Source organism: Sphingopyxis sp. LARHCG72 (assembly GCF_052871675.1).
Genome location: NZ_JBIXJU010000002.1, coordinates 1 through 19,293, shown reverse-complemented (window position 1 = coordinate 19,293; position 19,293 = coordinate 1). Strand labels below are relative to the sequence as shown.

22 protein-coding genes are annotated in these 19,293 nt (G+C 66.7%); 5 read left to right on the top strand and 17 right to left on the bottom strand.

Going from position 1 to position 19,293, the window contains the following annotated elements; all coding sequences use genetic code 11:
• Positions 1-83 precede the first annotated feature (83 nt).
• The 3 genes from motA to ACIPPQ_RS05115 all read left to right on the top strand — a co-directional run bounded on the left by motA (position 84) and on the right by ACIPPQ_RS05115 (position 3,060).
• Positions 84-947: a flagellar motor stator protein MotA gene (gene motA, locus ACIPPQ_RS05125; RefSeq protein ID WP_446543130.1), complete on the top strand. Its 864-nt coding sequence runs from the start codon at positions 84-86 to the stop codon at positions 945-947.
• Complete coding sequence (locus ACIPPQ_RS05120; protein ID WP_446543129.1) at positions 947-1,807, top strand: flagellar motor protein MotB; 861 nt, start codon at positions 947-949, stop codon at positions 1,805-1,807. The genes motA and ACIPPQ_RS05120 overlap by 1 nt, the downstream gene beginning before the upstream one ends.
• Positions 1,808-1,986: 179 nt before the next feature.
• A complete protein-coding gene (locus ACIPPQ_RS05115) occupies positions 1,987-3,060 on the top strand; it encodes a sigma-54 interaction domain-containing protein (RefSeq protein WP_446543128.1) in 1,074 nt (357 codons plus the stop codon).
• Positions 3,061-3,244: 184 nt separating this feature from the next.
• Here ACIPPQ_RS05115 and ACIPPQ_RS05110 read toward each other — a convergent pair whose 3' ends face one another.
• The 17 genes from ACIPPQ_RS05110 to fliE all read right to left on the bottom strand — a co-directional run bounded on the left by ACIPPQ_RS05110 (position 3,245) and on the right by fliE (position 17,225).
• Positions 3,245-3,634 carry a flagellar export chaperone FliS gene (locus ACIPPQ_RS05110; protein WP_327456371.1) on the bottom strand — a complete coding sequence of 130 codons (390 nt, stop codon included), beginning with the start codon at positions 3,632-3,634 and terminating at the stop codon, positions 3,245-3,247.
• An 11-nt stretch (positions 3,635-3,645) separates the two neighbouring features.
• Entirely contained in the window at positions 3,646-5,016 is a 1,371-nt protein-coding gene (fliD, locus tag ACIPPQ_RS05105; protein WP_446543127.1) for a flagellar filament capping protein FliD, read from the bottom strand.
• Positions 5,017-5,061: 45 nt separating this feature from the next.
• Positions 5,062-6,201 carry a flagellar type III secretion system protein FlhB gene (gene flhB, locus ACIPPQ_RS05100; protein ID WP_446543126.1) on the bottom strand — a complete coding sequence of 380 codons (1,140 nt, stop codon included), beginning with the start codon at positions 6,199-6,201 and terminating at the stop codon, positions 5,062-5,064.
• Positions 6,202-6,204: 3 nt separating this feature from the next.
• Positions 6,205-6,984 (bottom strand): flagellar biosynthetic protein FliR, encoded by a 780-nt coding sequence (gene fliR / locus ACIPPQ_RS05095; RefSeq protein WP_446543125.1) that lies wholly within the window; start codon positions 6,982-6,984, stop codon positions 6,205-6,207.
• A gap of 224 nt (positions 6,985-7,208) precedes the next feature.
• On the bottom strand, positions 7,209-7,478 hold the full coding sequence (locus ACIPPQ_RS05090) for a flagellar biosynthetic protein FliQ (RefSeq protein WP_446543124.1): 270 nt from the start codon (positions 7,476-7,478) through the stop codon (positions 7,209-7,211).
• A 272-nt stretch (positions 7,479-7,750) separates the two neighbouring features.
• Positions 7,751-8,521 (bottom strand): flagellar type III secretion system pore protein FliP, encoded by a 771-nt coding sequence (gene fliP / locus ACIPPQ_RS05085; protein ID WP_446543123.1) that lies wholly within the window; start codon positions 8,519-8,521, stop codon positions 7,751-7,753.
• Positions 8,511-8,789, bottom strand: a complete 279-nt coding sequence (locus ACIPPQ_RS05080) for a flagellar biosynthetic protein FliO (protein ID WP_446543122.1) — start codon at positions 8,787-8,789, stop codon at positions 8,511-8,513. Before ACIPPQ_RS05080 ends, fliP begins: the two co-directional genes overlap by 11 nt.
• Positions 8,789-9,121, bottom strand: coding sequence for a flagellar motor switch protein FliN (gene fliN / locus ACIPPQ_RS05075; protein WP_327456357.1), 333 nt, complete (start codon positions 9,119-9,121; stop codon positions 8,789-8,791). Before fliN ends, ACIPPQ_RS05080 begins: the two co-directional genes overlap by 1 nt.
• Positions 9,114-10,052 (bottom strand): flagellar motor switch protein FliM, encoded by a 939-nt coding sequence (locus tag ACIPPQ_RS05070; RefSeq protein WP_446543121.1) that lies wholly within the window; start codon positions 10,050-10,052, stop codon positions 9,114-9,116. Before ACIPPQ_RS05070 ends, fliN begins: the two co-directional genes overlap by 8 nt.
• Positions 10,049-10,654: a flagellar basal body-associated FliL family protein gene (locus ACIPPQ_RS05065; RefSeq protein ID WP_327456353.1), complete on the bottom strand. Its 606-nt coding sequence runs from the start codon at positions 10,652-10,654 to the stop codon at positions 10,049-10,051. The genes ACIPPQ_RS05070 and ACIPPQ_RS05065 overlap by 4 nt, the downstream gene beginning before the upstream one ends.
• A 17-nt stretch (positions 10,655-10,671) precedes the next feature.
• Positions 10,672-11,841 carry a flagellar hook-length control protein FliK gene (locus ACIPPQ_RS05060; protein WP_446543120.1) on the bottom strand — a complete coding sequence of 390 codons (1,170 nt, stop codon included), beginning with the start codon at positions 11,839-11,841 and terminating at the stop codon, positions 10,672-10,674.
• Positions 11,838-12,284, bottom strand: a complete 447-nt coding sequence (locus tag ACIPPQ_RS05055) for a hypothetical protein (protein WP_327456349.1) — start codon at positions 12,282-12,284, stop codon at positions 11,838-11,840. Before ACIPPQ_RS05055 ends, ACIPPQ_RS05060 begins: the two co-directional genes overlap by 4 nt.
• Complete coding sequence (locus tag ACIPPQ_RS05050; protein WP_446543119.1) at positions 12,281-13,612, bottom strand: FliI/YscN family ATPase; 1,332 nt, start codon at positions 13,610-13,612, stop codon at positions 12,281-12,283. Before ACIPPQ_RS05050 ends, ACIPPQ_RS05055 begins: the two co-directional genes overlap by 4 nt.
• Positions 13,609-14,208, bottom strand: coding sequence for a FliH/SctL family protein (locus ACIPPQ_RS05045; RefSeq protein WP_446543118.1), 600 nt, complete (start codon positions 14,206-14,208; stop codon positions 13,609-13,611). The genes ACIPPQ_RS05050 and ACIPPQ_RS05045 overlap by 4 nt, the downstream gene beginning before the upstream one ends.
• Positions 14,201-15,232: a flagellar motor switch protein FliG gene (gene fliG / locus ACIPPQ_RS05040; protein ID WP_446543117.1), complete on the bottom strand. Its 1,032-nt coding sequence runs from the start codon at positions 15,230-15,232 to the stop codon at positions 14,201-14,203. Before fliG ends, ACIPPQ_RS05045 begins: the two co-directional genes overlap by 8 nt.
• On the bottom strand, positions 15,225-16,880 hold the full coding sequence (gene fliF / locus ACIPPQ_RS05035; RefSeq protein ID WP_446543116.1) for a flagellar basal-body MS-ring/collar protein FliF: 1,656 nt from the start codon (positions 16,878-16,880) through the stop codon (positions 15,225-15,227). Before fliF ends, fliG begins: the two co-directional genes overlap by 8 nt.
• Before the next feature lie 3 nt (positions 16,881-16,883).
• Positions 16,884-17,225 (bottom strand): flagellar hook-basal body complex protein FliE, encoded by a 342-nt coding sequence (fliE, locus tag ACIPPQ_RS05030; protein WP_327456339.1) that lies wholly within the window; start codon positions 17,223-17,225, stop codon positions 16,884-16,886.
• A 245-nt stretch (positions 17,226-17,470) separates the two neighbouring features.
• Here fliE and ACIPPQ_RS05025 point away from each other — a divergent pair, with 245 nt between their 5' ends.
• Both ACIPPQ_RS05025 and ACIPPQ_RS05020 read left to right on the top strand, forming a co-directional pair.
• On the top strand, positions 17,471-18,286 hold the full coding sequence (locus ACIPPQ_RS05025) for a flagellin N-terminal helical domain-containing protein (protein WP_446543115.1): 816 nt from the start codon (positions 17,471-17,473) through the stop codon (positions 18,284-18,286).
• 229 nt (positions 18,287-18,515) lie between these two features.
• A partial coding sequence (locus ACIPPQ_RS05020; protein WP_446543114.1) for a flagellin N-terminal helical domain-containing protein occupies positions 18,516-19,293 on the top strand: 778 nt, incomplete at its 3' end.

The window sequence follows — 19,293 nt, the reverse complement described above, 5'->3', positions numbered from 1 at the left end:
GCCGCTGCCGTTAATCATCAAGACGTCCCTGAATTGGCGGGTGTCCGGCTTCGCAGGCCGGGTCCCGAATGGAGTTGCCCCGCATGTTTCCCGTAATCGGCATCGTCGTTCTGATCCTGCTGGTCTTCGGGGGCTTTGCATTGACCGGCGGCAACCTCGGTCCCGTCATGCACGCGCTGCCGCACGAGATGCTGATCATCGGCGGTGCGGCGCTCGGTTCGCTGATCATCGGCAATTCGGGCGCCGACCTGAAGGCGCTCGCCGGCGGTCTCGGAAAAGTGTTCAAGGGACCGAAGTATAAGAAGCAGGACTATCTCGACTGTATCCTGCTCGTCTCGACGCTGATGAAGATGATGCGCACCGAAGGGCCCGTCGCGGTCGAGCCGCACATCGAGGATCCGCAAAACTCGGCGATCTTCCAGCAATATCCGAAGCTTCTCAAGGACGACACGCTCGTCCACCTGATCTGCGACACGCTGCGCCTCGTCGTGGTGTCGTCGGGAACGCTCGATCCGCACGCGGTCGAGGAGGTGATGGATAATGCGCTGAAGAGCCATCATCATCACAGCATGAAGCCTGCCGAAGGATTGCAGAGCCTCGCCGATGCGCTTCCCGCGCTCGGCATCGTCGCGGCCGTGCTCGGCGTGGTCAAGACGATGGGGTCGATCGACAAGCCGCCCGAGGTCCTCGGCGCGATGATCGGGTCGGCGCTGGTCGGCACCTTCCTCGGCGTGCTGCTCGCCTATGGTCTCGTCGGCCCGTTCGCGACGCGCGCCAAGACGGTGATCGAGAGCGACGGCGCGATCTATCACACGGTCAAGCAGCTGATCATCGCATCGCTCCACGGCCATCCGCAGCCGCTGGTGATCGAGGCGGCGCGTTCGGGCGTCGACCATCTCAACCAGCCGAGCTTCGCCGAAGTCTTTGACGGGATGCGGGGTCGCTGATGGCAGTTCGTCCGAATACGCCTCCGCGGCCGATCATCGTCAAGAAGGTGATCGAAGCGCCGCACGGCGGCCATCACGGCGGTGCGTGGAAAGTCGCCTACGCCGACTTCGTCACCGCGATGATGGCTTTCTTCCTGCTGATGTGGCTGCTCGGCGCGACGACCGAGAAGCAGCGCAAGGCGCTCGCCGATTATTTCGCACCGACGATCGTCACCACGAAAATGGAAAGCGCCGGCTCGAACGGGATGTTCGGCGGCGATTCGATCGTGTCGGTCGACGACTATCCGCACGGTGCCGGGCAGACCGGGACGCGGTCGATCACCATCCCGCGCGACGTCGTCGGCGGGCCCAAGGAGGCGTCGGGCCGTGAGCGCGAGCGTGAACGGTTCCAGCAGATCGCCAAATCGCTGATGCAGCGGGTGCAGGCGAAAGGCGAACTGCGCCGCCTTGCGCGCAACCTGCGCTTCACCGAAACCGCCGAGGGGCTGCGTATCGACATTGTCGACGATGCCGATTTCTCGATGTTCGCGATCGGGACCAGCCAGCTGACCCCTGCGGGTGCGCGGTTGTTCGGCGAGATCGCGGCGCCGATTGCCGGGGTGCCCAACCAGCTGATGATCCGCGGCCACACCGATGCGGCGCCCTGGTCGGCGAAGGCGGGGACCAACAATTGGCGCCTGTCGGTCGACCGCGCCGAGGTTACGCGTCACTATCTCGAGTTTCGCGGCATCGCTTCGGATCGCTTTTCGCGCATCGAAGGCGTCGCCGATCGCGAGCCCTATGTCCCCACCGACCGATTCGATCCACGCAATCGCCGTATCTCGATCACCCTCGGCTGGCGAACCGCAGCGAACAATTAGTGCCAATTTGGCAGCGTTCCGGAGGTGGTTAACGCAATTGCGCGCCCATTACTTCCATTTTGGCAATAACCCTTTGTTTTGAATGGGTTATGGTGCGCTCGATAAGCTTTTGTTTACCACTTTCGTCAATCTCTGGGTCCATCGAAAGGGCGCCGACGGGGGGCGCGGTGGAGACTGAAATGACCGTGGGGCAGAACAACAATATGGCGCTCGAAGCGCTGATCATCGGGACGAGCCCGGCGACGTGCCGGCTGCGCGAGATGATCCGCCGCGTCGCCCGCTCCAACGCTTCCGTCATGCTCTGCGGCCCGTCGGGCTCGGGCAAGGAACTGGTCGCCCGGGCGATCCACGACGAAGGCACCCGCGCCGGGCAGGCCTTTTCCGCAATCAACTGCGGGGCGATCCCCGGCGAGTTGATCGAATCCGAACTTTTCGGGCATGAAAAGGGCAGCTTTACCGGTGCCCATGCCCGCCGCATCGGCCATTTCGAAGCGACCGAGGGCGGCACGCTCTTCCTCGACGAAATCGGCGACATGCGTTTCGACATGCAGGTGAAACTGCTCCGCGTGCTCGAAGACCGGACGATCGTCCGCGTCGGCAGCAGCGAGGTGAAGGCCGTCGACGTTCGCGTCATTTCGGCCACCCATCAGGATCTCGGCGCTGCGATCGCCGATGGCAAATTCCGCGAAGACCTGTTCTTCCGGCTCGGCGTGGTTGTGCTCCAGGTCCCCAGCCTTGCCAACCGCGTCGAGGATATTCCCGCACTGATCCGCCACTTCCAGCGCCAGATGCCCGCCGACGCCAAATGCCGTTTCGACGATGCGGCGATGGCGTTGCTGATGCAGCATGGCTGGCCGGGCAATGTGCGCGAACTCAGGAATTTTGTGGAACGCGCCAGCGTTCTCCATGGCGGCGAGACGCTCGGCCTCGACGATGTCGCCATGCTTTTGAACCCCACCGCAGCGCTTGCGCCGCGACACGCTGTCCCCAGCAGCCCCGTCGCGGCGCAGGCCAGCGCGGAAGACTTCGCCGCTCAGCCCTTCGCATCGGCTTCGCCGCACGCCAAGACGCCGGCACCGGGCCGTCCGATCGACCTCAAGCGCGAGATCGAAACGATCGAGCTCGAACAGATCCACGTCGCGCTCGACCTCGCCGACGGCATCATTTCGGAAGCCGCGCGCCTGCTGACGCTGAAGCGCACGACGCTGATCGAAAAGATGCGCAAATATGGTGTTCACCAGCAGGCCGCCTGACCGGCTGCGATACAAGGTTTTCAGCACCCGCTGAAAAAAGGGGGCTCTGGTCCGCCCCCGCACCGCCCGGCCGCCCGTCCCCACCAAGGGCGGCCGGGTACCCCATTTTTTACCGGGTAACCGACGCCGGCCCGCTCCTTCATTCCGAAGGGCGGGCCGTTGCCCTATTTGCGCGGAACTGGGTTCAGCGAAGCTGCCGCCAGGCGGCGCTGACGGTCAGGATTCCTTCGAGAAGGTCGGCCAGCGCCTCGGCATCGTTTTGTGCCACGGCTTCGTCGAGCTTGCGTCGCATGCTGCGATAGACGCGCGACAAGGCCGCGGCGACATCGCCCCCCTTGTCGTGATCGAGCCCGGCGTCGAGGCCGATCAGGATCGCGCGTGCGCGGTGCGCGGGCTCGGTTGCCGACACGCGCTGCCCCTGCCGGACCATCGCCGCAAGAACGCCGATCGCGGTTTCGAGTTCGTCATAGAGCATCGTGACCAGCTCGACCGGGTCGGCGGCGGCGGCGCGGCTTTCCTGCTGCAAGCGGCGATAAAGCCCGGTCGCCCGGACGGTCGAGGCGGTAGCGGTCACGGTGGCGGTCCCTAGTCGTTACCCTGGTTGGTCCAGAGCTTGATCTGTTGTTCGAGGTAGGTCTGCGTCGCCTTGAACGCGGCGAGCCTGGCGTCGAGCGCGCCATATTGTTTCTCGAGGCGCTTGCGGTAGACGTCTTCGCGCACCTCGATTTTCTCGAGCTGCTCGGCGAGCGTCTTCTTGGTGCCCTCGAGCGACTTGGTCACCCGGTCGATCACGCCGTCGGTGGCAACCGCCTTGTCGCGGATCGCGTCGAGCGCAAAGGCGATGCCCGGGTCGGTCGTTTCGTTGTGCGTCGCGTCGCGCCGCGGATTGAAGAGGGCCTCGACCGCGCCCGCGTCGGTTTCGAGCACCTTGGCGAGCTTGGCATTGTCGAGGCTGAGCAGGCCTTCCTTGGTCGTCGCGATCCCGATATCGGTCAGCTTGTTGATGCTGCCATGGCTCGAAATCACCTTGCCGACGAGACCCGAAAGCTCGCGCTCGAGCTCGCGCAGCGAGCTCGTCGACCCCGAAAGGCCGGCGGCGGATGCCAGGCTTTTCTTGAGCTGGTTATAGACCGAGACGAAGTCGCCGACGGTCTGTTTGATCATGTCGAGCGGGCGGCTGGCGCCGATATCGACGGGCTGCCCGGGCGCGGCCTTCTTGAGCGTGAGCGACATGCCGGGCACGACGTCGTCGATGATGTTCGTCGCGCGGCTGAACGTGACGCCGTCGATCGTGAATTCGGCGTTGGCCGCGCTCTGGCCCTGCGTCATCCCGCCTGCGGTTGCAAAGGCGGAGAGGCCGGGATCGGCGCCGGCGTCGGCGGCGAGGGTGAAGGCGTTCGCGGCGCCCGACGGTCCTTTCAGGATCAGACGGTGCCCGCCTTCGTCGGCGATGATCGACGCGGTCACGCCCGCGCCGCTGGCATTGATCGCATTGGCGAGGCCGTCGAGGCTGTTGTTCGCGGCGCCGATGGTGATCGTCTTGGCGACCCCGCCGACGGTCAGCGTCATCGTGCCGGTGCCGATCGCCGCGGCGCGGTCGGCGACGACGCCCGAATAATTGCTCTGCGCGCGCGCGAGCTGGTTGACGATGACGGTCGCGGCGAAGCTGTCGGCGGCCAGCCCGGCACGCGCGGTGGCGCCAAGCACGCTCTCGTCGGACACCGTCGGCGTGCTGCGCAGGGTTCCGTCGCTGATCATCTGGCCGAGCGAATCGGCAAAGCCCTCGAGATCGGATCGCGCCTGCGCGAGCGCGCTGATGCGCGTCTGGTTCGCCTGCGTCAGCGAGGTCATGCGCTTGATCTTGGGATCGCGCGACGCGTTCGACAGGTCGGTGACCAGCTGTTTCGTGTCGATACCCGAGCCGAAGCCCAGGGAGTTGGCGATTGAACTGACCATGGCAGAATATCCTTCGAACCCCTTAACGGCGGCGGCGGAGCGATATTAAGCGGAGCGGCGCCCTTCGGGGTCGAAATGATGCGAGGGCGGTACGTCGACCGCGGGCTGGACGATGCCGTCGGCGACCGCACGCTCCAGCTGGAAGACGAAGGCGAGCACCGTCGCGACCGCGACGAACAGCTCTTCCGGAATGACACGCCCGGCGCGCGCGGTGAAATAGATCGCACGGGTGAGCTGCGGATATTCGAGGATGGGAACATCGGCGCCGCGCGCGAGTTCGCGGATCGACAGCGCGACATCGCCGCGGCCGCGCGCGACGACGACGGGCGCCGCGTCGACCCCCGGGCGGTAGCGCAGCGCGACGGAGAAATGCGTCGGATTGGTCAGGACGACGGTCGCGTCGGACACCGCCTTGCGCGCCGATCCGCTCAATATATCGTGCGCACGCTGGCGCTGCGCCTGCTTGAGTTCGGGTGCGCCGTCGGACTGGCGCATTTCGTCCTTCACCTCCTGCTTGCTCATCATCAGGCGCTTGTTGCGCTGGAACCATTGCACCGGCACGTCGATCAGCGCGATGACGACCAGCCCGCCGGCGAGCGTCAGCATCGCATGGCCGATCGCTTTTCCGGCGAGCCCGATCGCGGCGATCAGGTCGGTCGTCGCCATCGTCATGATGGCGGGCAGGCTCTTTTCGACGAGCCAGTAACCGATGGTGCCGAGGAGCAGCACTTTCGCGAGCGCCTTGCCCAGCTCGGTGGCGCCCTGCATCCCGAACATGCGCTTGAGCCCGCTCAGCGGGTTCAGCCGGTTGCCCTTGAAGTGCAGCGCCTTGCCGCGCCAGCCGATCGAGCCGAGCATCGCCGGACCCGCGACGGCGGCGCCGAGCGCGAGCGCGAACAGGCTCGCGAGCGGCAGCAGGATCTCGACCCCGTTGCGCATCAGCGCCTCGGCGGGCGCGAAATCGGCGACGTCGGCGGCGGTGAGGGTCAGGCCGCGGCGCAGGAGGTCGCCCGCCGATTGCACGAACCAGCCGCCCGCGGCGACGATCCACCCGGCCGCGGCGAGCATCATCAGCGCCGTGGCCAGCTCGCGCGACATCAGCACATCGCCTTCGCGCGCCGAATCCGCCAGCTTCTTCGCCGTCGGCTGTTCGGTCTTCTGGTCCTTTTCGGTCGCCCCCGCCATCGCCTAGATCCCCGCCATCATGCGTGCGGCGTCGAGCGCGTCGGACAGGATGCGCGCGATCGCTTCGGCCATCGCCGGCGTTGCGACGCCGAGCAGCACGATCCCGGCGAGCAGGGTCGCGGGGATGCCGACCGCGAAGAGGTTGAGCGCGGGCGCCGAGCGGCCGATCACGCCCATGATGATCTGGACGAGGATCAGCACGAAGCCGACCGGCATGGCGATCGTGAGCCCCGCGGCGAACATCAGGCTGCCGAAGCGCAGCAGCCCGCCGATCGCATCCCAGGACGGAAAGGCGTTGCCGGGCGGGAGCGCGCTATAGCTGTCGACGATAATGTCGATGAGTACGAGATGGCCATCGGCGGCGAGGAAGAGCGCGGTCGCGAGCATCGAGAGGAACTGGCCGATCGCCGAGCTCGACGCGCCGCTCAGCGGATCGACCATCGATGCGAAGCCGAGCCCCATCGCGTTGCTGATCGCCTCGCCCGCGAGCAGCGCGGCGGCAAGCCCCATCTGGAGGACGAAGCCGATCGCAAGGCCGATCACGACTTCGCCGATGACAAGCAGGACACCGGGAACCGAGACGATCCCCTCGGGCGGCAGCGTCATGCCCGACGCGGCGACCGCGGGCACCCCGACCGCGAGCGCGATCACCAGGCGAAGCTGCACCGGCACGCTGGTCGCGCCGAACACCGGTGCGGCGATGAACGCGGCCCCGGGACGGATCATCCCCAGCATCCAGAGCTGGAGCATCGCCTCGATATTCGGGATGTCGGCGGGGTTCATCGGGCTCGGGAACTCACGATCCTTCCCCCTTGATGGGGGAAGGATACGCAGCCTTGCGCCGTAGGCGCTAGGCGGAGTTGGACGGGGGTGATGGCGCATCCTTGCACAGTCGCTTCAGGCCGAGGCCGCACCCCCACCGCTGCGACTAAGCCAGCAAGCTGGCAAGTCTCGCTGCCTCCCCCATCAAGGGGGAAGAACAAAGAGCGGCTGGCGCTCATTCCCTTTTACCGAACCAACGCCGGGATTTGCGCGAACAGCTCGCGGGTGAAATCGGTGAGCAGCACGAGGATGCTGCCGCCGAAGATCGCGAGGCATATCGCCGCGACGATCAGCTTCGGCACGAAGGTCAGCGTCTGTTCGCTGATCGAGGTCGCGGCCTGCACCATGCCGAGCAGCACGCCTATCACGAGCACCGGCAGCAGCAGCGGCGCCGAGGCGAGGGCGAGAATCCACAGCGACTGCTGCGCTACCCCGATGAAATAATCCGCCTCCATTAGGGTCTACCAATATGGGATTGAACCGCCTTGACGGAGCCGATTTTGGCCCAGTGCAAGACGCGAGGAGAGGCGCGATGTGGTTCATCGTGCCCGACGAGCAACGCAGCAATGGGCCAAAATCGGCCCGCCCCAAAGGGGTTGCGCTGTGCAGCCCGCTGAGCAGCGTCGCGGGTCTTGCACCGGCTACCGGCCCGCGCTGCGCCCCGCTCCTTGTCAGCGGGCTGCACAGCACAATCAAGGTGGATCAATCCCATATTGATAGACCCCAGCTAACCCACAAAGGAGGAGGCAAGCGATCCCATCGTCAGCGCCCAGCCGTCGACGAGAACGAAGAGCAGCAGCTTGAAGGGCATCGATATGATCGTCGGCGACAGCATCATCATGCCGAGCGACATCAGCGCCGACGCGACGATCAGGTCGATGACGAGGAAGGGCAGGAAGATGAGGAAGCCGATCTGGAACGCGGTCTTGAGTTCGCTGGTGACGAAGGCGGGCAGCAGGATCGAGAAGGGCACGTCCTTCGGGCTCGCATAGGTCGGCGCCTTGGCGATCTTGGCGAACATCATCAGGTCGGTCTTGCGCGTCTGCTTCATCATGAAACCGTGGAGCGCAACGCCCGAACGCGATACGGCTTCGCCGATATCGATCTGTTCCTGTCCATAAGGTTCGATCGCGACGCGGTTCACTTCGCTGATAACCGGCTGCATCACGAACAGCGAGAGAAAGAGGCTCAATCCGACGAGGACCTGGTTCGGCGGCGTCTGCTGGAGCCCGAGCGCGTGGCGCAGGATCGAGAGCACGATGATGATGCGCGTGAAGCTGGTCATCATCAGGAGCAGCGACGGCAGGACCGTCAGCAGGCTCATCAGGACGAGGATCTGGAGCGACAGGCTGAGCGGACGGCCATCGCCGCCGATCTCGGCCACCGCGCGGTTCAACCCGTCGGCGGCTTGCGCATAGGCGGCGGGCGCGGCGCAGAGCAGCGCGGCACCGCCCGCGAGCGCCGCGGCGCGCAACCAGAAGCGGCGATCAGTCCGCATGGAAATCGCCCTGGCTGTCGTCGGCGATGCGCGTGATGCCGTTACGCGACACCGCGATCAGGACGCGCTGCCCTGCAAATTCGACCACCGCGAGCTTCGACCCGGGACCGAGCGGCAGCACGTCGATCATTTCGACGGCGCGCGTCTTGGTAGCGCCGCCGACGAGCGGTACGCCCATCTGGACGCGCTTCCACAGCCACAGGCTGCCCCACGCCATGCCGCCGACGATCGGCAGCAGGATAAGCAGGCGGAGGATATATTCGAGCATCAGGCCCTCCGCTCGAAGCCTTCGAGTCCGCGCGCGGGCGCGACGACTTCGGCGACCTGGATACCGTAACGGCCATCGACGCTGACGATCTCGCCCTTCGCGATGAGCGTGCCATTGGCATAGATGTCGAGCAGGTCGGTCGCGGCGCGGTCGAGCTCGATCACGCTGCCTTCGTCGATCGACAGCAGCTCGGCGAGCGTCATCGAGGTCGACCCGACCTCGACCGACACGCGCAGCGAAACGCCGGCGAGCAGGTCGAAATTGGGGGCGGCGGCGATCGACTTGTCGCGCCGGTCGGCGCGCGCCTTCGGGGCGTCGCTGATATCAGTCATGGTCCGGTCCTTTTTCGATATGGTCGATCATGATGGCGGCGTTGCCATTGGCCTCGCCGATGCTGCCGAACGCAAAGCTGCGGCCGGCGACGGTCACCGGCACATGGCGCGGCATGGTAAGCGGAATGATGTCGCCGACTTCGAGCGCGAGCAGCTTGACGAGGCTGATTTCGGGGCGCGCGAGCACCGATCGGACCGGCATGCGCACGTCGCGCAAGGCCTTGTCGAGCGCACCCGACCACAAAGGATCGACGGTGCTGGCGCTCTGCATTTCGGGAAGCAACTCGGCCCCCACGACGCCGCGCAGCGCGGCGACGGGATAGGCGCAGACGATCGTCCGCCCCTCGAACGGCGCGCCGCGCAGGATGAAGCGCTGGACGAGCATATCATCGTCGGCGCGTACTGCGGCGAGCTTGGCGGGATCACCGGTGACGCAGTCGAGCTCGGGTTCGAGCCCGAGCTTGTCGCGCCAGGCGGCGGCGAGCTGCAGCCCCATGTCGCGGCCGAGGCGCGCGGCGAAACGCTCTTCGGCGTCGGTCAGCTCTTCGCGTTCGCCCGCGAGCTTGCCCTTGCCGCCATAGAAGATGTCGACGAGCTGGAGGATCAGCGGCCGCGCCGCGGCGAGCAGCACCGGCCCCTTCAGCGGCGGCGCATGATAGCGCCAGAAGATTGAGGGTGCCGCGGACGCGCTCCAGTCGCCGAAGCTCGTCTGCTCGGCGCCAGCGCGCTCGACCTGGATCGCGGGCGCGCCGAGCGCGCGGAGAAGGTCGCGCAGACTGCGCGCAAACTGGTTCGCCACGCCTTCGAGCGCGGGAAAGGCATAGCTGCCCTCCGCCTTGCGCAGCAGCAGCGACGCCTTGGCATCGGCTGGTTCGGCCGCAGGCGCGGCCGGGGCCGCGACGGCCTTTACCGATTTCGCACGGACGGTCACTGGATTACCAGGCTCGTGAAATAAACATTATCGATCCCCCCGAAACCTTCCTTGTCGCGCAGCACATCGTTGATCGCGGCGGTCAACTGACGTTGAAGCCGCTGCTTCCCCTGCGATGTCGCGAGCAAGGCCGGATCCTGTTCGGCAAGCACCATAAGCACAACCGAGCGGATAGGCACGGCCTGTCGTTTGATATTATTGATAACCTTGCCGTCGTAGAAGGTCGAAAGGCTGATACCGATCTGGAGGAAGCCCGATCCGTCGGCGAGATTCGTCGTGAAGGCGTCGGTGATCGGATAATAGGTGATCTCATATTTGCGCGGGTCGACCTTGAACTTGTCGTTCGGGACCGACACCGTACCGACCTTCGGCGGGGCTTCCTTGTCGGCGCCTTCGGCGGCGGGGGCCTCGTCCTTGGTGCTGCGTTCGACCAGCTTCGGATAATTATCCTCGGGCTTGGCCTCATGCGCCGACAGCGCGCCGAAATAGATGCCGGCGCCGGCTCCCGCGCCGATCAGCGCGATCGCGGCGACGCCGATCAGCAGCAGCTTCTTGAACTTGCCCTTCTTCTTGGGCTCGGCTTCGACTTTATCCTTGGTCATGGTCGGACCCTTTCTGATCAGGCGAAGCGGCCGCGGCGGTCGGCGGCGCGCTCTTCGTCGCGCGGCTCGGCGCGCTCGGTGGCGGTTTCGATAAGGTGGGCGGCGTCGGGCGCGCCGGTGCGGGCCTGACCCTGTGACTGGCTCTGCGACTGGCGTCCGGTTTCGCCCGGGGTGCAGGTCACTTCGGCGCCGGCGACGCGGACGCCCTGCTGGCGCAGTTCGTCGACAAGCTTGCCTTGCGCGGCAGTGACGATCGTCGCGGTCGCTTCATGGCGCGTATCCATCTTCAGCGACACGCCTTCGTCGCCCATTTGCATCGCGACATCGAGGCGGCCGAGATGCTTGGGCATCAGGCGAAAGCTGATGTCGCCATTGTCCGACTTCGTCGCGGCAATGTCGCGCGCGAGCTGGTCGATCCATGCACCGTCGCTGTCCATGTCGAGCACGCGTTCGGCGACGAGCGCGGGCGCGGCGGTATCGGCAAGCGTCGCTGCCCCCTGTGTTGCGGGCTGGGCGAAGAGGATCGTCATCGACGGCGCCGCGTCGACGGGCTTGGCGGCGGGCGCCTCGGCACCGGGGAGCGCCGGTGCCGGCAGCGCAGCGGCTTGCGGCCGCGGCGTAAGGGGCAAGGTCGGTGCGGTGTCGGCCTCCGCGGCGCCCGGGGTAGCGGCCGGCTTGGCGGTCTTGGCGGCCGCCGGGATCGCGGCGGCAACGACCGCGGCCCAGTTCGCTGCGGGCGTGGCCGCCGACGGGTCGGCGTTGGGCGCCGTTTCGCTGGCCGTATCGGCTTCGGCCTCGACCTGAACCGGCTTGCCGGATGTGGGGAGGGTGCCCGGCGCGGCGCCGTTCAGCATGACCAGCAGGTTCGCGGCGAGCGCCGCGGCATCGGCCTCGCCGTTCGTCGCCGCGGCCTGGACAGCCGTATCGGCCTTGGCCGGCACGATCTGGGCTGGCGCCGTTTCGGTTTGGGTGAACGCGGCTTCGGCAGGCGGCGCGGCGGGGGCGATACGGATCGTCGCAGCCGCGCCCGCGATCGGGGCCGCCGCCACCGGTGCGGCGGCGAGGAGCTGGTCGAAGCCGGCGCCTTCGCCGGTGCCGTCCGGAACCTGGCCGATATTGGCGAGAAATGCCGCAAAGCCCGCGGGCATCGCGGACTGCGGCGTGGGAAGGGAAGGCGCGCCCATCATGCCGCACCGCCTTCGATCAGGCGCAGGCGCATCCCGGCGCGCGCGCGGTGCGGGCGGTTGGCGTCGCTGCGGCGTTCCAGCTCGGCTTCGGCCGACTTGCGGCTGCGTTCGTACAGGCGGACCGCCGATTCTTCCTTCACCATCGCGCTCTGCGCGCGCGCGCCCATTTCGTCGCGGCGCTGGCTGGCGCCCGCCAGCGGTGCAGTCAGGCTTTCCTGTGCGATATCGAGCCGCATCGCGAGTTCGCCGATCGTGTTGAGCGCGCGGCCGGCGACCGCACCCTTGGCCATCGCGAGGTCGACGCGCAGCGTTTCGAGGCGCTTCGCCAGTTCGACAAGGTTCGCGAGCTCGCCATTGGCGCGCGCGAGGTTGGCTTCGGCCTGCTGATGTTCGACGGTGCGCACGCGAATGATACGTTTGCGGCGTGCGGTGCGGGCGTTCATGCGGAATATCCTTCAATCAGGGTCTGGCGGGAAAATTCGAAATCGACCTGCGCCTTGGCGGGCTGCGACACGAAGGCGAGCTGGTCGGCGTGGCGGGCGATGGCTTCGTCGAGTATCGGGTCGCCGCCGGCGACATAGGCGCCCATCAGCATCAGATCGCGGTTCTCTTCATAAGCGGACCAGAGCTGGCGGAAGCGCGCGGCGGCGGCGGCGTGGTCGGGATCGACCGAATCGACCATCGTGCGCGACAGCGAGCGGGCGACGTCGATCGCGGGATAGACGCCCTGTTCGGCGAGCTGGCGCGAAAGGATGATATGACCGTCGACGATCGCGCGCGCGCTGTCGACGACGGGATCGTCGATGTCGCCGCCGTCGGCGAGCACGGTGTAGAGCGCGGTGACCGAGCCGCCCGTTTCGCGGTCGATGCCGGCGCGTTCGCACAGCGACGGGATCAGCGCGAAGACCGAGGGCGGATAACCCTTCATCGTCGGCGGTTCGCCGAGGGTCAGCCCGATCTCGCGCTGCGCATGGGCGACGCGCGTCAGGCTGTCGATCAGCAGCAGCACCTTCTTGCCTTCGGCGCGGAACGCCTCTGCGATCGCGGTCGCGCGCATCGCGGCGCGCAGGCGAAGCAGCGGCGGATGGTCGGCGGGAACCGCGACGACGACCGATTTCTTGCGGACTTCGGGCGGCAGCTTGGTCTCGACGAAGTCGCTGACTTCGCGGCTACGCTCGCCGATCAGCCCGACGACGATGACGTCGCATTCGGTGCCCGCGATCATCTGGCCCATCAGCACCGACTTGCCGACGCCCGAACCCGCGATGATCGCGACGCGCTGGCCTTCGCCGACGGTGAGCAGGCCGTTGATCGCGCGCACGCCCATGTTGAGCGCGCGGGTGACGCGGCCGCGGCGCAGCGGGTTGACCTTGCGGCTGGCGAGCGGCCACTGGAACTGCGACTGGATCGGCGGGCGGCCGTCGAGCGGGTTGCCCTGCGCATCCATGATGCGGCCGAGCAGCGCCTTGCCGACGGGGACCATCGAGCTGGCGCCATGCGGTTCAACGGGGGCGCCGGTGACGAGCGGCTTGTTCGTGTCGAAGGGCAGGACGAGGCTGCGGTGACCGCGAAAGCCGACGACTTCGCCATAGACATAGTCGTTGTCGGCCGACTTGATGCGGACGTTGCTGCCGAGCGGCTGCGGGAAACCCGAGACTTCGAGCATGATGCCTTCGTGCGAGACGAGCGTGCCGATGCGGCGCGGGCTCGCGTGCGTCAGGTCGACGGGATCGAGCAGTTGCTGCGCGGAGAGGGCGAGGCGGCGCGTCATGCGGCGTCCCCGGTGCCGAGCGCGGCGCGCAGTTCGTCGAGATAGACCGCGCGTCCATGCTCGATCCAGCCGGTCGAGGTTTCGATCCGGACCGTGCCGCGCATCATCGCGGCGTCGCTCTCGATCGCCAGCGTCAGCGGGCAGTCGGCGAGCAGCGCGGCATCTTCGGGATGGACCCAAAGCGTGCGGGCCTTGTCGGCGTCGGCGACCATCGCCGCGGCGGTTTCGGCCTGCGCCTGCAACCAGTCGGCGTCGATCGGCGCCGAGGCCACGATCTGGCGCACCAGCCGTTCGACGGTGTCGGCGATCAGTTGCGCGAGTTCCTCGCTCGGTTCGTCCTGCAAGGCCTCGGCACCCGCGAGCAGGGCGAGAAGCTGGTGGCGTTCGGCGACGAAGGCCGCCTCGGCAAGGCGCTGCCCTTCGGCGAGGCCGCGGGCGAAGGGGTCGTCGAGATCGGCGTCGGCGGGGATTTCCAGCTCGTCCTGCTCGGCATAAGCCGCGGGGGCGAAGGTTAGCGGGCGAAAGCCGCTGCCCCGCGCCATCGCGTCGGCCAGGGCAATGGGGGCAAAGCTCGCCGTGGCGGGACGATCAGACATAGTCGTCGCCGCCGCCCGCGATCATGATTTCGCCGGCCGCCGCCATCTGGCGAACGATCTGCATCACGCTCTTCTGTGCATCGTCGACGTCGGCGCGCTTGACCATCGTCATTTCAGCCATTTCGTCGCGGATCGTTTCGGCGGCGCGCTGCGACATGGTGGCAAGGCACATGTCGACCATCTCTTCGTCGGCGCCCTTGAGCGCGATCGCGAGCTGGGCGGCGTCGACCGAGCGCAGCACGCTGCTGAGGCTCTTCTTGTCGAGGTCGCGCAGATTTTCGAAGATGAACATCTCTTCCTCGATCGTCTGCGCGAGGATGCGGTCGTGCTTCTTCAGCGAACGGAGCGTGCGCTCGCTCAGCTGCTTCGGCATCTTCTTCATGATCTTCGCGACGTCGCTCGGGCCGCCGATCGCTTGCTTGGCGACGCGCTGGCCGTCGACATTGGCGCTCGCGAGCACCGATTCGAGATCCTCGATCGCGGCGGCGGGAACCGAGGTCAGCTGCGCCGCGCGCAGCACGAGATCGGCCTGGAGCACTTCGTCGAGCGTCTCGATCGCGCGTGCGGCGACGTCGGGGACGAGCACCGAGAGGATCAGCGCGCCGACCTGCGGATGCTCGCTGGCGAGCAGCCCGCTGATCGCGTCGACGTCCATCCAGCGCAGCATTTCGAGCGACGCGGCGCTCCGCTGCGGCGCGACGGCGGCGAGGATATTGTCGGCGCGGACATTGCCGACGGCTTCGTTGATCACGGTGCGGATGCGGGTGTCGGCGCCGATCGCCAGCGCGCTGACATCGCGGCTGCGCGTCACGAAGCGATCGAGCGCCTGCCCGATCTGCTGCTCGCTCGCATTGGCGGTGTCGAACATCGACTTCGCGAGCTGGCGGACTTCTTCAGGGGCGAGCTGCTTCAGGATCGTCGCGGCTTCGCTTTCGTCGAGCAGCATCAGCAGGATGGCGGCGGCGGACGATCCGTCGATGGCCGGGGTGGCGGGCGAAAGGTCCATTTCGGCGGCGTCAGGCACGGGCGCCCTCCTGCATCAGGTGGCGGACGACGAGCGCGGCGCGCGCCGAATCCTGGCGGACGAAGGCGCGGACGAGATTGGCCCGCGCTTCATAGCTCGGCGCCTGTTCGATCATCTCGAGCGTGATTTCGCGTCCGCCCTGACCGCTGGCGAGCGCCGGGCGGTCGGTTGCGGCGAGCAGCGAGGCTTCGAGCTCCTGATTCTGGGCGATGCGTTTCGCGGCGCGTTCCTTCGCGGCGCGGATCATCGGGCGGCCGATGAACAGGAAGGCGAGCAGCGCGGCGAGGATCGCGCCGACCTGCTGGATCAGCGGCATGAACCAGCCCTGGTCGTAGAAGGCGGGCGACGTGTCTTCGGCCACGACGAACGGGCGCTGGTTGATCGCGACAAGGTCGCCGCGCGTCGCATCATAGCCGATGGCGCCTTTGACCAGATTGTCGATCTTGGTGAGGTCGGCCTGCGTCAGCGCCTTCTTGCCCTGATTGAGCGCGACCGCGACCGAAACGCGGCGAAGTTTGCCCTGCGGCGAGTGCGTCACCGAAATCTCGCGCCCGACTTCATAGGCGCGGGCGGCGTTCTCGTTGCTCTCGGTCCCGGCCGTGGGGGCGGGGGCGGGAACGGGTTGCGGCCCGGTCGCAGCGATCGTGGTCGCCTGCGGCGGCTGGTTCGACAGCGCGCCGGGAATGCCGACCGCGGGGGCGTTGCTCGTGCCGCTGGTCGAGCGCGTGATCTGTTCGCTGGTGAGCGCACGGTCGTTTTCGGGGAAGCTTTCGCGCGTCGCCTGGCTTTCGGACATGTCGACGTCGGCGTGGACTTCGACGGTGTAGTTGCCGGCGCCGAGCATCGGGCCGAGCAAGGTGTCGAGCGCGCGGCGGAAGCGGTCTTCGACCTGGAGCTGGAGTTGGAAAGCCTTCATGTCGCTGCCGCTCGCGGTGTCGGACAGCAGCGCGCCGCGCTGGTCGATCACCGACACCTGATCGGCGTTCATGCCGGGGATCGACGAGGCGACGAGGAAGCGGATGGCCTGCACCTGGCCGTCGCTGAGCGAGCGGCCGTTCTGCAAGGTCAGCATCACCGAGGCGGTTGCGGGCTTGTCTTCGCGGACGAACAGGCTGGGTTCGGCGGCGGCGACATGGACACGTGCGCTCTTGACCGCATCGATCGTCTCGATCGTGCGCGACAGGTCGGCTTCGCGTGCGGAACGCAGCGCTTCGCCTTCGATCGCGCGGCTCGACCCCATGGGCAGTGCGGCGATCAGGCTGTCGCCGCTCGGCGCCGCTTTCGGCAGGCCTTGCCCGGCGAGCGCGATGCGCGCCTGATGGAGCTTGCTGGCGTCGACGGTCAGCGCGCCGGTGGTCGGGTCGATGCTGTGGGCGATGCCCTGCGTCTGCAGCGCGTCGGCGACCGCCGCCTTGTCGCTGTCGTCGAGCCCGGCGAACAGCTGTGCCTGCGGCGCGGCCTGCATCGTGAAATAGGCGAGCGCGGCGATGCCGATCGCCGAGGTCATCGCGATCGCGGGCAGCGCGCGCTGCACCGCCGGCTGGCGGACGAATTGCGTGAAAGGTGCGAAGCGGCCGCCGAGGACGGGGGCGGGGAGGCGGTTCGCGGACCCGTCGTCGACGGGGGTAAGGATCTGGGTCTCGGCCATGGATTACACCGGCATGTTCATGATGTCGCGATAGGCGGACAGCAGCTTGTTGCGGACTTGCAGGGTGGTTTCGAAGCCGAGCGAGGCTTTCTGGCGCTCGATCATCACGCTGACGATGTCGTGCGTGTCGCCGCGCTCATAGGCTTCGGTGACCTGGCTCGCCTTCGACTGCTGGGCGTTGACCTGCTGCAGCGCATTGTTGATCGCGGCCCCGAAATCGGGCGTTCCGCCGATGCCTTCGCTGGCCCCGGCGCCGCCTTTTCCGGCGGCACGTTGCAGCGCCTGGTTCTGATTGAGGATCGAACTGCGCATCTGCAGCAGCCGGCTCGGGTCAATCGTGCTCATTGCTTTCCATCCGTCCTGTGCGCGGCGGTGCGCCGCACGCAAAAGAAGAATGCAAAGGCCGTGCCAATAAATTTAAATGCGCATTTTCAGTGCCATGTGCGACTTCCGATCCGGATCCTGTGCGCATCCGGCATTTTTTTGACGGGTGGGCTTAAGCGCCTCCGCCCTTCGCCGTTACTGCAATCGTGACCGCTCCTCGAGCCCTCACATCATGGGAATGGCCATCGAGGCCGGAAAGGATCATTATGACCGTCATCAACACCAATGTGAGCGCGCTTCGCGCCCAGAATAACTCGCGTGTTGCCAGCAAGGCGCAGTCGCAGGCGATGGAACGCCTGTCGAGCGGCAAGCGCATCAACAGCGCGAAGGACGACGCCGCCGGCCTCGCCATCGCGACCCGCATGGACGCCAATGTCCGCGGCCTGAACCAGGCCGTGCGCAACGCCAACGACGGCATTTCGCTGTCGCAGACCGCCGAAGGCGCGATGGGCAACATCTCGAACATCCTCGTTCGTATGCGCGAACTGGCTGTCCAGTCGGCCAACGGCACCAACGGCACGACCGATCGCACCGCAATCCAGACCGAAGTGACCGCCCTGGTCGCGCAGATCGGCGATATTGCGAGCCGCACGACCTTCAACGGCACCAACCTGCTTTCGGGCGGTACGTCGATTGCAATCCAGACGGGTGTCAACTCGGGCGAGAGCGTGACGATCGCGATCGGCAACCTCACTGCAGCCGGCCTCGGCGTCGCCGCGGTCGACCTGTCGACGGCTGCCGGTGCCGGGACGGCGCTCGGCCTGCTCGACACGGGCATCCAGACGGTCGCGACGCAGCGTGCCAACCTCGGTGCGCAGCAGAACCGCCTCGAAGCGACTGTCGACAATCTGACGTCGACCGTCACGAATCTGGCAGACGCCAAGTCGCGCATCGAAGACGCCGATTTCTCGGCCGAATCGACGAAGCTTGCCGCCGCCGGCATCCTGTCGCAGGCATCGACCGCGATGCTCGCCCAGGCGAACCAGAGCCAGCAGGGCGTGATGAACCTGCTCCGCGGCTAAGCTGAGCGACGAAGATTCGGGCTATTCGGGTTGATCCCTTTGATAGCCTGACATGGATACCCCGGCCTGCGGCCGGGGTGTCTTTGGCCCGCGCGCTTCGGCGAGGAGGGGCCGCCAAGATTTTATATGCGTGCCGCTTAAGCCGTGTCGTTACCTGCCGTTACTGGATTGAGTGACGCGCACCGAGCCGCACGAACGGGAATGGCCACCAAGGCCAGAAAGGATCATTATGACCGTCATCAACACCAATGTGAGTGCGCTTCGCGCCCAGAATAACTCGCGTGTTGCCAGCAAGGCGCAGTCGCAGGCGATGGAACGCCTGTCGAGCGGCAAGCGCATCAACAGCGCGAAGGACGACGCCGCCGGCCTCGCCATCGCGACCCGCATGGACGCCAATGTCCGCGGCCTGAACCAGGCCGTGCGCAACGCCAACGACGGCATTTCGCTGTCGCAGACCGCCGAAGGCGCGATGGGCAACATCTCGAACATCCTCGTTCGTATGCGCGAACTGGCTGTCCAGTCGGCCAACGGCACCAACGGCACGACCGATCGCGCCGCGGTGCAGACCGAAGTGACCGCCCTGATCGCGCAGATCGGCGATATTGCGAACCGCACGACCTTCAACGGCACCAAGCTGCTCGACGGCAGCGCCACGACGACGCCGATCGCCATCCAGACGGGTGTCAACTCGGGCGAGAGCGTGACGATCACGATCGCCGACCTGCGGGCTTCTTCGCTGGGCCGCGCGGCCGCCGCGGGTCCGCCGGTGGTCACCGCCGCCCTGGTCGAGGATATCGATCTTTCGGATGTCGCTGGTGCTTCGGATGCGCTTAGCGTTCTCGATGCCGCGATCCAGACGGTGGCGACGCAGCGTGCCAATCTCGGTGCGCAGCAGAACCGCCTCGAAGCGACTGTCGACAATCTGACGTCGACCGTCACGAATCTGGCAGACGCCAAGTCGCGCATCGAAGACGCCGATTTCTCGGCCGAATCGACGAAGCTTGCCG